The following is a 13,925-nucleotide window of genomic DNA, read 5'->3' on the forward strand; positions in this document are numbered from 1 at the left end:
GGCTACCAAGCGCCGCTGCCCTTCGAAACATTAACCGTTGCTCAAGTCAGAGTGTCCACGGTTCGTGGGTAAGATCATCAGCAGCCTCTCCACAGTCCAGCTGATGTTGGCCAGTCCCGTGGACAGGCTGCTAACGGACTCTCCCAGCATGATGATCGTAAGCAGGCCCACACGCTCGATCAGGTGCTCGGTATGCACTGGGATGACCTGTAGACGACGCGGCAAAAAAAAGATGAACAGAGCCAGATCGAACAGTATTCCAAGGTAAAACACGACATATCGCTGTGGCTCCGGGAACAGGATCGAAGCGAGGCTGATGGTGGTGCCAGCGACGATTACCCAGCCAACTGTCGTTGTGAGTGCCTCGCTTTTTTTATGCCGGTTTTTCGACACGAAATACATTATGGCGATGATGTATTTCGAAGCGGCGTAGCAGACGATGATCGCTTCAAAGCTGGCCAGGAATCGTCGGTCGATCAGGCCTGAGATGATAATCAGCAGGAACATGATGAACAGGGTTGCCAGCCGATGCTTCCGGTCATCCGCATCGAACCGGTTGGCATACATCGTGTGACTGACCCAGATCCACCACAAAGGTATGAAAATCAGGACGAATTTCCAGAACTGGAGTGGGTCAAGATGACCCTCGTGCGTGTGGCTCAAGATATGCGTAACGTCAGCGATCGTCACCGCAAAAATCAGGTCGAAGAACGCCTCAAGCCAGGTCGTATGGCGATTGGCATCGAAATACTTTATGTTGTGCATACGACCTCATTGTCGTGTTTGCGCCTGGGGCACGTCCGCGTTTGCGTCGAGATACGAATGGCAGGACGAGGCGGATCGTGTCGTATATAGGATTGCGTATTTAATGATCGAGTAGAAGTGCTCGGCAACAGTTCCGTGTGCCTGCGTCAGCCTTTTACTTGCCACGCGCAGCATTTCGATGCCTGGCAGGCGGCGCGCACCACCCCGGACGCATGCCTGCCCAGCACCTGGTACCACTGGGGGCGGCAGCATGCCGCCACGGATCTTGGTACCTACCGTGTTCACCGAGACCGAATGTACTTCCACCAGCAGGTTGTACCCGGCTGGTTCAGCCCCGGGCAACGTGGCGTCGGTCACGGCATCCGGCGAACCGAGCGGGACCGGCTCGTTATAGACAATGAATTTCATACGTACGCCATGCAAATGACGTTTCAGTTGCAGCGGGCGATGCTTGTTCAACACACTAATATCGTCAGGGCGCATATAGCAATGATGTTCCTGTTCGCGGCGCCTCGCGTCATGAGTGAACTACGTGCTTTGCACTGACGCACAGTAGTACTGGGGCAGGCTGATCATCGTCTAGGAGATTGTCTTGAATGCGTAGTGGATCGGCTCAGGCGCTGCACAGGCCGGAATCGGTGCAAAAGGCACGCGCCTCCCGCGCAACGTTTCCCGTTATTCGATGCGAGGCAGTTGAGCGAAAATTTTCTTGTGCAACGCACTGTCCACTGATTTAAGCGATTCAATGCGTCCACTCATCTAAGCTAAAGTGCGAATTAAATGCCATCAAGAATGATGCGTTTAATGCCGCAAAAAAACTTGCATTTCCGCCGGAAAAAGCTACCTTGATTTAACAAAAATCTTTTGGCTCGGCACCGGAGAGCCACATGCCTGCTACTCGTATGATGATCGCGCGTCGTGCGGGCGTGAGCGTAGCCACGGTCGATCGTGTGTTGCGGGACGATCAGGCTGTGCGTCCGGAAACTGCAAATCGTGTCCATCTTGCGCTGGCAGCCCTGCGCGACGAACGGGCAAGTCGCGGTCGCCCAGCCAAGATAAACACGTATCGCGTGGCGTTTGTTTTGCCTCAGGTCAACTCGCGTTTCCTCGACCACGTGGAGCGCAATATCGCGCTGTCCGCGAGCTTCTTTCGCGAGCACCGCATCATTCCGTCGCTCTACCGCTGCGATTTCACGACTCATCGAGACACCATTGCTTTCGCTGAACAGGTGATCGACTACGATGCACTCGTGCTTGTGCCGCTCGACTACCCAGCGGTCGAACGCCTTGTTGAGGATATGAGCGATGCGGGCGTGCCTGTTGTCACCGTGTTCTCCGATCTGCCCGCCAGTCGCCGCGCAGCGTATGTCGGCGTCGATAACCGGATTGCCGGGCGCACCGCAGGACTTTTGATGGGTCGCTTTCTCGGCGCGCGAATCGGCACGGTGGCCATTTTGTCGGCCTCGTCGCGCCTGCACGATCAACTGGAACGACGCACCGGCTTATCGCAGGTGCTGGAAGAGGACTTTCGCAATCTGCGGTGGATTGCCGAACCAGACTTCGCCGAAGATGACGATGGCGCAGGTCTTGCCGTGCAGGGCCTCCTTGCACGTTATCAGGATCTAGTCGGCGTCTATGTGACAGGTGGCGGCATCTCAGGCATTGCAACGGCATTGCAGGAATCGGGCGACAAGGCACGCCTGGTACTGATCGGGCATGAATGCACCGCGGAGACTCGCGCGCAACTGTCCGAGCGCGCGATCGACGTAATCCTCGATCAGGATGTGCGCGGCATCGTTCATTGGGCAGGCCTCGCCGCCATCAATTTTCTTAACGACGTACGTGGCGCGCTTGCTATCCCAACGCCGGAAACCCGGATTTATCTTCGTGAGAATGCGCATGCCTGAAGCTCGCGACACGCGGATTCGCGTTTGAATCCGCCGGAGCCGATACACAGCACTCGGCGCATGGGCGCTGTTCCACATCAGGTTGGTGACCCGAAAAAGACAAGGAGAAGACAAATGTTACGTCTTAAGTCAGCAAGGGTAATCGCGGCGGCCACGGTATCGTTGGGACTCGGCATGGCAGAGGGCGCGCAAGCACAGGAAAAGCAGTTGACCTTATGTTGGGCGGCATGGGACCCGGCCAATGCACTCGTCGAGCTATCCAAGGATTTCACGACCAAAACCGGCATCAAGATGAAGTTCGAGTTCGTGCCGTGGACGAGTTACGCCGATCGCTTTATCAACGAACTTAATTCGCATGGCAAACTATGTGACCTGATAATTGGGGACAGCCAGTGGATAGGCGGCGCAGCGGTCAACGGGCACTACGTCAAGCTCAATGATTTCTTCGCGAAGACCAAGATATCGATGAACGACTTCGTACCGGCGACCGTCGTCGGTTATGCGGAGTGGCCAAAGAATACGCCGAACTACTGGGCGTTGCCGGCAATGGCCGACGCAGTCGGCTGGACCTATCGCAAGGATTGGTTCGCGCGCCCTGAGTTACGCGCCGAGTTCAAACAGAAATATAAACGTGAACTCGAACCGCCAACCACGCTGGACGAACTCAAGCAAACCGCGGAGTTCTTCCAGGGCCGCAAGATCGATGGCAAGACCGTATACGGTGTCTATATCTTTACCGAGCGCGGGTCTGAAGGCATCACAATGGGAGTGACCAATGCGCTTTACAACTTCGGCTTCGAATATCAAGACCCCAAGAAACCCTATCACCTGGATGGCTTCGTCAACTCGCCGGGCGCAGTCAAGGGGCTGGAGTATTACAAGGCGCTTTACAAGTGCTGCACGGCGCCCGGCATGACCAACGCGTACATGCAGGAAGGCCTGGATGCCTTCAAGTCGGGCCAGGTGGCGATGCAGATGAACTGGTTCGCATTCTTCCCAGGACTCTACAAAGACCCGAACGTCGGCGGCGACAAGATCGGCTTTTTCGTGAATCCGCGTGAGATCAAGCAATTCACGCAACTCGGCGGACAGGGCATCTCGGTCGTGTCGTACTCGGACCACAAGGAAGACGCACTTGAATACATCAAGTGGTTCGCGCAACCCGATGTGCAGAAGAAGTGGTGGCAGTTGGGCGGCTATTCGGCGGCGAAGTCGGTGGTGGATGCGCCCGACTTTCCCAAGAGTGCACCTTTTGCGCCGGCATTCCTGAAGTCGATGTCGATCGTGAAAGACTTCTGGGCTGAACCCGCTTATGCAGAACTGCTGCTCGACATGCAAAAGCGCGTGCATGACTATGTCGTGGCCGACAAGGGCACGGCCAAGGAGGCGCTCGATCTGCTGGTTAAAGACTGGAACAAGGTCTTCAAGAACGAAGGGAAGAACTAGCGTGTATCCAGGACTGGACCGGCGCCCCCTGCACGGATGCCGCCGGTCCGCATAAAGGAGCGAGGCATGTTGGCACACAAGCCTTTTTCATCGGCGGGGCTGGAGTCGCGGGCGTCGGCGCGTGCGCGCACACGTCTGGCCGGGTTATCGGACAGAACCATTGCGTGGCTGTTCATCCTTCCAACCATCCTGTTGCTGCTGGCGATCAACATCTTTCCGTTGATCTGGGCGTTACGTCTGTCGTTCACGAACTTCAAGTCGAATATGCCGAGTGTGCCGGCGCGCTTTGTCGGTATCGACAATTACGTCGACATTCTCACCGACGAAGACGTCTGGTACGCGATGCAGGTGACCGCGCGTTTCGTGTTCTGGTCGGTCGGGCTAGAGGTTCTACTGGGTTTCGGCCTCGCGTTGCTGATCAACCGGCAGTTTCGCGGTCATAGCTTCTGGACCACGCTGATCCTGCTGCCGATGATGCTGTCGCCGGCAGTCGTTGGCAACTTCTGGACCTTTCTGCTGCAACCGCAAACGGGGCTCTTCAACGATATCGTCGGCTTCTTCACCGGTATTGCGCCCGGCTCATTTCAGATGATCGGCGACGTGTCGCTCGCACCGTGGACCATCGTGATGGTCGATACGTGGATGTGGACCCCCTATGTGATGCTCATCTGCCTCGCGGGCCTGCGGTCGATTCCCGACTACATCTACGAAGCGGCCGAAGTTGATCGCGCCACACCGTGGCGGCAGTTCTGGTCGATCACATTGCCGATGACCTTGCCGTTCCTGATGCTCGCCGTGCTGTTTCGCGGCATCGAGAACTTCAAGATGTTCGACATGGTGAACCTGCTGACTTCGGGCGGCCCGGGCTCGGTCACCGAAACCGTGTCGATCACCTTGAAGCGTGCCGCGTTCGAGAAATGGCAGACGGGCTATTCATCGGCTTTGGCGATCATTCTGTTCGTGACGGTGTTCGGTGCGGCGAACATCTATGTCAAGGCGCTCAACCGGGTGAAACAGCGATGAGACCGACGGCTATTCAACACTCGGTGGTGGCGTCGTCGCCGCGCGGCAAGCGCTTCGCGGCGGCGGTTGTCATTACTTACGCGCTGGTTGCAACCTTGCCGATGGTGTGGATCTTCCTGACGAGTTTCAAGACGCAGGAAGACGCGATTGCCTATCCGCCCGTCGTGCTGTTTCAGCCGTCGATGGAAGGCTATGTGAACCTGTTCACGATTCGTTCGCGGCAGACGCCCGAGTTCATCGCCAGTCTGCCGCCCGCGCGGACCTGGTATGAGCGTGATGTGCGCAAGCGCAACATGGTGATCGCGGGACCCTCGAAGGTCCTGCCGCGCTTCGTGAATTCGCTCGTGATCGGTTTCGGTTCGACCTTTCTCGCGGTATTTCTCGGCACGCTGGCGGCTTATGCGTTCTCGCGTTTCAAGGTGCCGCTCTCCGACGACCTGCTGTTCTTCATCCTGTCGACGCGCATGATGCCGCCGATCGCGGTCGCCATCCCGATCTACCTGATGTATCGGGCACTGGGCCTGAGCGACAGCTATGTCGGCATGATCGTGCTGTATACGGCGGTAAATGTGTCGCTGGCGGTATGGCTGCTGAAGGGGTTCATGGACGAGATCCCGCGCGAATACGAGGAGGCGGCGCTCGTCGACGGGTACACGCGCCTGCAGGCCTTCGTCAAGGTGGTGCTGCCGCAGGCGATCACCGGCATCGCCGCGACCGCAATTTTCTGCTTGATCTTCGCGTGGAACGAGTACGCATTCGCGTCACTGCTTACAAGCGGCGATGCGCAGACCATGCCGCCGTTCATTCCGTTCATCATCGGCGAAGGCGGGCAGGATTGGCCGGCCGTCGCGGCGGCGACGACGCTTTTCGTGCTGCCTATCCTTATCTTCACTGTGGTGCTACGCAAACATTTGTTGCGCGGCATCACCTTCGGAGCGGTGCGCAAATGAAACGAGACCTCGTTTTGCCGCAAAAACATTATCTGCGCCGTGGCTACAGCGAAGCGGTGTCGACTGCACTGATTGGTCTCGGCGTGGCGATGCTGGTGCAGCCGTTTTCGCTGACGTTGTTCACGTGGTCGTTTCCGGTCGTTCTGGTAGGCGCGCTCGCGTTCGTCGTGACCAGCCATTTCCCGGACTGACACCATGTCCACGATCGTTCTTGCCAACCTTCACAAGCGCTTCGACGACTTCGTCGCGGTGCGCGACACCAGTCTGACGATCGGCGCCGGGCGCTTTGTCGTGTTGCTCGGCCCATCGGGTTGCGGCAAGACCACGACGCTGCGGATGATTGCCGGCCTTGAGTTGCCGACCTCCGGTCAGATTTTCATAGACGGTGAGGACGTGACGGCATTGCGCGCACGTCAGCGCGATATCGCGTTCGTCTTCCAGATGTTCGCGCTATATCCCCATATGACGGTGCGCAATAACATCGCTTTTCCGCTGAAGAACGAGCATATGTCGCGAGACGAGATCGCGGCACGAGTGGCGGCGGCCGCGCGCATGCTGCGTATCGAGAACATTCTCGATCGCAAGACCGGTGGGCTGTCTGGCGGCGACCGGCAGCGCGTAGCGCTGGGCCGCGCGATCGTGCGGCAGCCGAAGGCGTTTCTGATGGACGAACCACTCGGCACGCTCGATGCGGATTTCCGCGAGCTGATGTGTCTCGAGTTGCGCAAGCTGCATAACGCGCTTGCCGCCACGACCGTCTATGTTACCCACGATCAAAGCGAAGCGATGGCGATGGCCGACGACATCGTCGTGATGAACAAGGGTGAGTTGCTGCAGGCCGGTCCGCCGCAGGAAATCTATTACTTTCCGGCGACGGTGTTTGTCGGCAACTTCATCGGCAGTCCGCCGATGAATTTCCTGCCAGTCGATGGCGGCGTGGACGCGGGCCACGAAGATGTGCGCCTGCACGGCGCGCAGGTCCCGGTGCCGCGCTGCGAAGTCGCCGCAGAGCGCGTGCTGTTGGGCATTCGTCCCGAGCATGTGGCGATCGATCAGCACGGCCCGCTGCGCGGCAAGGTCATTGCCGATGAATACCTTGGTTCGCATCAGGTGCTGGTGGTCGAAACCGCGCTGGGCGTGGTGAGGGTGCGGGTGGGGAAGGACGATGGTCTGCCTGCCGGATCGCCGGTCGGTTTGTCGTTTCGCAAGGAACGCACGCTCTTGTACGACGCGCAGAGCGGCCGGCTGCTGCCGGGCGCCGCTCGCACCATTCCTGCACACGGAGAAGCGAATGGCTGAGATCCAGTTGCGCAATGTGTCGAAACGATTTGGCGATATCGTCGCAGTCGACGATCTTTCTATCGATGTGAGGGACGGCGAGTTCGTGGTGCTGCTCGGGCCGAGCGGCGCGGGCAAGACCACGACGCTGCGTCTGATCGCCGGGCTGGAGCGGCCGGATGCGGGCGACGTGCTGATCGACGGTGGCATTGCGACCGGCGTGCATCCGTCCGATCGCGACGTCGCGTTTATCTTCCAGCAGTATTCGCTGTATCCGCATCTGACCGTGTTCGGCAACCTGGCGTTTCCGTTGCGCTCGCCAAGAAGGCGCAGCAGCGAGGCGGACGTGCGTGCCCGCGTTCACGCGGTCGCGGAGATGCTGCACATGGAATCAAAGCTCGACAACATGGCGACGCATCTGTCCGGCGGCGAAATGCAGCGCGTGGCGATAGGGCGCGCGCTCGTGCGGCAACCTAAGGTGTTTCTGATGGACGAGCCACTGTCGTCCCTCGATGCGAAGCTGCGTGAAGAGTTGCGCATCGAACTCAAACACCTGCATCGTACGATCGGCGCGACGATCATCTACGTCACGCACGATCAGGTCGAAGCCACCACGCTCGCGGATCGCATCGGCATTCTTGACCAAGGGCGTCTCGTGCAACTCGGCACGCCGCGGGAGGTGTATGGAAATCCGGTGTCGCTGAGCGCTGCGCAGCGGCTCGGCTCTCCGCCAATCAACCTGCTGCCACCCACTCTGCTCGATTTGGCTCACGTGCCGGCGGGAACGACGACTGTCGGCATCCGTCCTGAGGATATCGTGCTGCATGACCCCGATCTGTGCGACGCGCGTGGCGTACAGGGCGCGCTTAGTCTGACTGTGCTCGAATATTCGCCGCTACGCCATCTGCTGATTCTCGATCGCGCGGGAACCGCCGTTGTCGTAACGACCGTTGCAGAGCGCAATTTCTCGCCGGGACAATCGGTCGGCGTGTCGCTGCCGGCGCGCAGCCTTTTATATTTTTGTGCCGACGGCAGGAGAATCCCGACATGAACGGCAAAACGGTCATGGCGTGCATCGACGCTGCCAATGCGGCGTTGAAGGAGCATACCGAGGAGATCGCGTCACTCGACCAGCAGATCGGCGATGGCGATCACATCTTCAATCTGCTGCGCGGCATGGAAGCCCTGCTTGCGGTGCGCGCGGAGATCGAGGCCGAAGCTTTCGGCCCCGCGCTCGACATTGCGGCTACCAAGGTGCTGTCGACGGTGGGCGGATCGTCGGGGCCTTTATTCTTCTCGTTGCTGAACGGTATGGCGAAAGCGTCCGTCACCAATGCAATGGATGTGGGCGGCTTCGCCCGGATCTTCGCGGCGGGCGTCGAGGCCGTCCGGCAACGCGGCAAGACCGGCGTCGGCAGCAAGACGATGATGGACGTGTTGATTCCGGTCGCGAAGCGCTTCGAGGAACTTGCCGCAGAAAGCCCCGCGGCGCGCGTGGTACTCGACACGCTGCCGCAAATCGCCGAGGAAAACATGCTTGCGACCCGCGACATGTTGGCGACCAAGGGAAGGGCGTCGTTTCTCGGCGAGCGTTCGCGCGGACATATCGATCCTGGCGCGCGCTCCAGCCAGATCATGATTGCTTCGGTATGCGCGCGGCTCGCGCAACGCAACGGATAAAGGAGCGGGAGACCGTGAAAAAATTTATCAACCATGTGGACGACTTTCTCGCCGAGAGTCTCGCGGGATTCGCCGCAGCCCATGCCGACCTGGTTGTACTCCATAGCGAACCGGTGTTCGTGCGGCGCAAGAATCTAAAGCCTGGCAAGGTCGCGCTGATATCGGGCGGCGGCTCGGGGCACGAACCGCTCCATTCAGGGTTTGTCGGCCACGGCATGCTCGACGCCGCCTGCCCGGGCCAGATCTTCACGTCACCGACGCCCGACCAGATGATGGCCGCCGCCAGGGCCGTCGATACCGGCGCGGGCGTGCTCTTCATCGTGAAGAACTACTCGGGCGATCTGATGAACTTCGAAATGGCGTCGGAGATGTCCGAGGTGCCGAATGCCATGGTCCTCATCAACGATGACGTCGCGGTGGAGAATTCCAGCTATACGACCGGACGGCGCGGGGTCGCGGGCGCGGTGATCGTCGAGAAGCTGGTGGGCGGCCTGGCTGAAAGCGGGGCGAACCTCGATGAGTGCAAGATGTTTGGCGACCGGATCAACAAGCGCACGGCTTCGATGGGTGTCGCATTCTCAAGTTGCACGGTGCCGGCAGCTGGTACGCTGACTTTCAAGATCGGCGACGATGTCATCGAAGTCGGCGTCGGCATTCATGGCGAGCCGGGCAGGCGGCGCGCGAAATTTGCATCGGCCGATACGATTGCGGGGGAGGTGTTAACGGCTATCGTCGACGATCTCAAGCCACATGCGGGGGCTAGCTTGCTGGTGCTTGTGAACGGCCTTGGCGGCACGCCGCTTGGCGAGCTTTATCTTCTGTTCAACTCAACGCGCGCCTGGCTCCAAAAGCGCAATCTGACAATTGCGCGTGTGCAGGTGGGCGCGCTGACCACTTCACTCGAGATGGCAGGCGCTTCGATCACACTTTGCGTCCTCGACGAAGAAATGACGAAGCATTGGGACAGCTCGGTCCACACGCCGGCGCTACGGTGGGGTGTATAGCACCAAGGCGACGATGCGCCGGTGCGAAGCAAGCGTTCGCCGGTCTACAGCGCATGGTCGGGAGAGGGTCTGATTAAAGCGGCGTCACTGTCTGCAAGGTCCGATTGTGCGAGAGCTTCATGAGGGCCGAAAGGCGGTGGCTCGAATCCTGGTAAGCAAACGTCACGCATCGATCGGAGAGCCGACACTCGCAGTGATGGTCCGTCAGGCCGCTCGGCGTCGTGAGTGCGAGTTCGCTGATGCAAGCTGGTGGGGTCCTGCTACGCGACGTCGCCACGGTCAGCAGTCGGCCCCGCTGCCGAGGTTTAAAAGAAACTGCCTCAATGTCGGCAAAGGCCGATTCACAGACCGTCCGATGGACGACAGTACGGCCGCGTGTTTCACGTGAGCGAGATTTGAGTCGCTGCTCGCGCCACAAAAGCTGTCCTTTCAGTACGCGCGTCGTCGGCCAAATGTGAACAACGGGGCGCTGTCGAACAAGACCGGCCCTCACAGAAGGCGTGAACGTTCGATCCGCGTAGCTGTTTCGCTTTGACGTGCGGTCAAGCATTGAAGCTTCTGTGCTTTCTTCTCGGCCGTCCGCAGCTTGCGCGTTGGAGTCATGCATCTCGATGACGCGTCGCATTCGAGCGTGCGGGCGCTGCGCTTGAGACTCGCGCGTCACTGAAGCGCGGCGACGCGTCGTCGTCGTAAAGCGAAGTAGACGCCAGCCACGGCGAACGACGTGATGAAGTACGCGACGACGAGCACCAGGGTTCTCGGGCCGACGAACTCCGCCGCAACCACCAGTGCAATCCCGATGTGTCGCGCCGAACAGGCGATAGCCAGTGCAGCGCGGTCGTTCGGGTCGGGGCCGCCGAGGACCTGGCCGATGACCAGCCCGGCGATCATCAGCGCCACGAGCGCGCCTATGCCCTGCCAGGCGAGTCCCGCGAGATGGTCCCGATGAAGGATGAGCAGAAGAATGCCGGAGACCGCGAGCACGATCCATGCGACCGACATCACCCGGTTCGACCATCGTTCGGATGTCGCCGGGAAAGCGAAGCGCAGGCCCATGCCCAGCAGAATGGGCAGCAAAATGGTTTTGCCGATGTTCGCTGTCACGGAACGTAGCGACAGTTCCACCGCGACGTCGAAATAGGCGCTCAATGCGGCGGCCCACAGCGGCACAGCGACGATGGCGACGAGCGATGACGTCATCAGTAGGCTAAAGATGTACGAATGGCTGTCGAGCTTGTCGAGGCGCCGCGGAAGTAAAGGCGCGCCCGCCGATACGGCGAGCGTGAGCAGCGCCGCTTTCACGCCTCGATCGATGGGCACCGCCAGCACGATACAGAATGCGACCAGCGGCACGAGCAAATACATTGCCGTCAGAGAGCGAAACATTAGCCCCGGTCGTTTCCATAGATAGCCTATTTCTGACACGGAAGTACCCGCGCCGACACAGGCGATCAGCACTGCAATCGATAGCTTAAGCAGGATCAATACGGTTTCAGCCACGATACCGCCATCCTCCAAGGTAAAGCGCGCCGCGTTACATGTGCCTGCGTGCGGCTAGAGCAACCTTACGATGATGCTGAGAAACAGAAAACTGCCGCAGAAAGCCATGACCAGGGCCACGAAAAACGTCGGCCTGTACGGACTGACGAACTGATGCTCGCGCATCGCCATGATCACCAGCCAGTATTCGATCGTGCCCATCACCATCGACACTGTGCCCATGCCGATCAGGAACAGGCCGATGGTTCGGGGGCTATGCGGATGCGCAAGGTGAACGCCGGCTTCCCTGAACCCTTCGAGCACCTTGTAGATCGTGAAGCCGAAGCTGATCATCGAGAGCGCCGTACGCGTCCACGCCATCAGCGTGCGATCGGCCGCCATCAATGTGCGAGTCGTCGCGAGGTCGGTCCGCGCTTCGGCCAGTTGGTTCGCCGAGCGTGCTTCCACGTTAGCCACGCCAACCTCCGCATCGGTTCGTCGGCTCAGTGAGTTTTGTCGACTCGATCCGCAGCAGTGCATCGAGTGCGATGTTGCAAACTCACATCATGGCGCTGTCGGGCGTCAACGTTAATCTAGTGCATCGGACGCGCGATTGCGAGAAACACCGGCTCAATGTTTGCACGTTCACGCCCTCCAACCGTGCACGCTTCGGCCGCTATGCGCAGTGCACTTAAATAGCGGCTAGCGAAATTGCGTTTGATTTCCGCGCGCAAGCTGTCTTAAATACGAATCACGTTTGTGTCCGCGATTCTCTGCGTTCGTTTTTTTCAATTAGACCCGATCGACCTTCGGGCGACGTCGAAGCGCCTGCGTGATGACGTCAGGCAATCCTTTCGGCTTTCTTATCATCAAGGAGTGTGACGGCGATGGAAGCCTCGTTGCGCACACGCGCTTCATCATCGAGCGGCGAAGAAGCGAAGCTGGACCGCAGCCGGCTCGCGGACGCGCCGCCGCGCTTTCACTTGCTGGCCAAGCCGAGCGGATCGACCTGTAATATCGATTGCAAATACTGCTTTTTCTTGTCGAAAGAGGCGCTGTATCCGAACGAAAAGCATCGCATGTCTAATGAGACGCTGGAGACTTACATCCGCCAGTTGCTCGAGTCGCATCGCACACCGGAAGTCACCGTGGCGTGGCAAGGCGGCGAGCCGACGCTCATGAGAGTCGAGTTCTTCAGGAAAGCGGTCCAAATCGTCGAGCAGTATCGAAAGCCGGGACAGATCGTCAAGCACACGTTCCAGACAAACGGAATTCTGCTCGACGACGAGTGGTGCGAGTTTTTCAGGCAGCATCACTTTCTCGTCGGTCTGAGCGTGGACGGACCGCGCGAGCTTCACGACACCTTTCGCGTCGATCGACGCGGGCAGGGCACCTTCGATCTCGTCATGAACGGATGGAGGCAACTGCGCAAGCATGGCGTCGATTTCAACGTCCTGTGTACCGTCAATGCCGCGAACCAGCACCACGGCCGATCGGTATATCGCTTCTTTCGCGATGAGCTTGGCGCGCGATGGATTCAGTTCATTCCGATCATCGAGCGCGCCACCGAGCAGACCATTCAACTGGCGAATCGCGGCTGGAGCGAACAGGCGGGCCATAAGCGCGTGCTGTACACGCAGACGGGCAATCGCGTCACCGATCGCTCGGTCGGCGCGAAGCAGTACGGTCTCTTTCTCATCGACGTATTCGAAGAGTGGGTGCGCCGCGATGTCGGCCGCGTCTTCGTGCAATTGTTCGATGTGACGCTGGAAGCGTTATTCGGTCGTCACCTGTTGTGCATTCATGCACCGACCTGCGGCCTCGGTCCGGCGCTCGAATATAACGGCGACCTCTACGCGTGCGATCACTTCGTGGAACCAGGATATCGGCTGGGCAATATCCACGATACGCACATGCTCGAACTGATGGCGTCGCCCGCACAACGCAGGTTCGGCATGGACAAGCGTGACTCGCTCACCGCTCAGTGCAGGCGATGCGAAGTAAGGGCGCTGTGCAACGGTGGATGTCCGAAAGACCGCTTTTCGCTTTCACGAGACGGCGAAGCGGGGCATAACTATCTGTGCGCAGGTCTGGAGCTGTTCTTCACGCAGTCGCGCCCCGCGATGGAAACGATGGCGAAGCTTGTTCGCAATGGCCGACCGGCTTCCGACGTGATGGCGATCACCGCCAGCGATGATAAACGGCGCGGTCCTTACGCGCCTTGTCCATGCGGCAGCGGCAGGAAGTTCAAGTTCTGCCACGGCAACCACGCGCCGCATCATTCGTTCGACTCGGGGACCAGTGAGGCGCGGCGCACTTCCTGACAGGAACGTGGTGCCCGAAGACGCCGGTAGCGGTGACGAGTTCATCGAGCAGGGACCGGCGAGCGGCAT

14 protein-coding genes are annotated in these 13,925 nt (G+C 59.4%); 10 read left to right on the forward strand and 4 right to left on the reverse strand.

Features of this window, described 5'->3' with window-relative positions; all coding sequences use genetic code 11:
• Positions 1-30: 30 nt before the first annotated feature.
• On the reverse strand, positions 31-765 hold the full coding sequence (locus AB6804_RS22695) for a low temperature requirement protein A (RefSeq protein WP_370888380.1): 735 nt from the start codon (positions 763-765) through the stop codon (positions 31-33).
• Positions 766-771: 6 nt separating this feature from the next.
• The gene (locus AB6804_RS22700; protein ID WP_370888381.1) at positions 772-1,224 is read right to left on the reverse strand and encodes a hypothetical protein; all 453 of its coding nucleotides are present in this window, start codon (positions 1,222-1,224) and stop codon (positions 772-774) included.
• 428 nt (positions 1,225-1,652) lie between these two features.
• Between AB6804_RS22700 and AB6804_RS22705 the strand changes: the two genes are divergently transcribed.
• The 9 genes from AB6804_RS22705 (at position 1,653) to dhaK (ending at position 10,053) form a co-directional block, all read left to right on the forward strand.
• Positions 1,653-2,672, forward strand: coding sequence for a LacI family DNA-binding transcriptional regulator (locus tag AB6804_RS22705; protein ID WP_370888382.1), 1,020 nt, complete (start codon positions 1,653-1,655; stop codon positions 2,670-2,672).
• Between the two features lie 114 nt (positions 2,673-2,786).
• Positions 2,787-4,118, forward strand: coding sequence for an ABC transporter substrate-binding protein (locus tag AB6804_RS22710; RefSeq protein WP_370888478.1), 1,332 nt, complete (start codon positions 2,787-2,789; stop codon positions 4,116-4,118).
• 66 nt (positions 4,119-4,184) lie between these two features.
• Positions 4,185-5,141, forward strand: coding sequence for a carbohydrate ABC transporter permease (locus tag AB6804_RS22715; protein WP_370888383.1), 957 nt, complete (start codon positions 4,185-4,187; stop codon positions 5,139-5,141).
• Positions 5,138-6,091: a carbohydrate ABC transporter permease gene (locus tag AB6804_RS22720; protein WP_370888384.1), complete on the forward strand. Its 954-nt coding sequence runs from the start codon at positions 5,138-5,140 to the stop codon at positions 6,089-6,091. The genes AB6804_RS22715 and AB6804_RS22720 overlap by 4 nt, the downstream gene beginning before the upstream one ends.
• Positions 6,088-6,282: a hypothetical protein gene (locus AB6804_RS22725; protein WP_370888385.1), complete on the forward strand. Its 195-nt coding sequence runs from the start codon at positions 6,088-6,090 to the stop codon at positions 6,280-6,282. The genes AB6804_RS22720 and AB6804_RS22725 overlap by 4 nt, the downstream gene beginning before the upstream one ends.
• 4 nt (positions 6,283-6,286) lie before the next feature.
• Complete coding sequence (locus AB6804_RS22730) at positions 6,287-7,390, forward strand: ABC transporter ATP-binding protein (protein WP_370888386.1); 1,104 nt, start codon at positions 6,287-6,289, stop codon at positions 7,388-7,390.
• Positions 7,383-8,420, forward strand: coding sequence for an ABC transporter ATP-binding protein (locus AB6804_RS22735; RefSeq protein WP_370888387.1), 1,038 nt, complete (start codon positions 7,383-7,385; stop codon positions 8,418-8,420). Before AB6804_RS22730 ends, AB6804_RS22735 begins: the two co-directional genes overlap by 8 nt.
• Positions 8,417-9,049: a dihydroxyacetone kinase subunit DhaL gene (gene dhaL, locus AB6804_RS22740; protein ID WP_370888388.1), complete on the forward strand. Its 633-nt coding sequence runs from the start codon at positions 8,417-8,419 to the stop codon at positions 9,047-9,049. The genes AB6804_RS22735 and dhaL overlap by 4 nt, the downstream gene beginning before the upstream one ends.
• A 14-nt stretch (positions 9,050-9,063) precedes the next feature.
• On the forward strand, positions 9,064-10,053 hold the full coding sequence (gene dhaK / locus AB6804_RS22745; RefSeq protein WP_370888479.1) for a dihydroxyacetone kinase subunit DhaK: 990 nt from the start codon (positions 9,064-9,066) through the stop codon (positions 10,051-10,053).
• A 660-nt stretch (positions 10,054-10,713) separates the two neighbouring features.
• Here dhaK and AB6804_RS22750 read toward each other — a convergent pair.
• Together AB6804_RS22750 and AB6804_RS22755 are read right to left on the reverse strand one after the other, a co-directional pair.
• Positions 10,714-11,553 (reverse strand): bile acid:sodium symporter family protein, encoded by an 840-nt coding sequence (locus AB6804_RS22750; RefSeq protein ID WP_370888389.1) that lies wholly within the window; start codon positions 11,551-11,553, stop codon positions 10,714-10,716.
• A gap of 54 nt (positions 11,554-11,607) precedes the next feature.
• Positions 11,608-12,009: a YidH family protein gene (locus tag AB6804_RS22755; protein WP_370888390.1), complete on the reverse strand. Its 402-nt coding sequence runs from the start codon at positions 12,007-12,009 to the stop codon at positions 11,608-11,610.
• 410 nt (positions 12,010-12,419) lie between these two features.
• On the opposite strand from AB6804_RS22755, the gene AB6804_RS22760 reads away from it, so the two are divergent.
• Complete coding sequence (locus AB6804_RS22760; protein WP_370888391.1) at positions 12,420-13,856, forward strand: anaerobic sulfatase maturase; 1,437 nt, start codon at positions 12,420-12,422, stop codon at positions 13,854-13,856.
• Positions 13,857-13,925 lie beyond the last annotated feature (69 nt).

It is taken from the genome of Caballeronia sp. RCC_10, assembly GCF_041360715.1.
GTDB lineage: Bacteria > Pseudomonadota > Gammaproteobacteria > Burkholderiales > Burkholderiaceae > Caballeronia > Caballeronia grimmiae.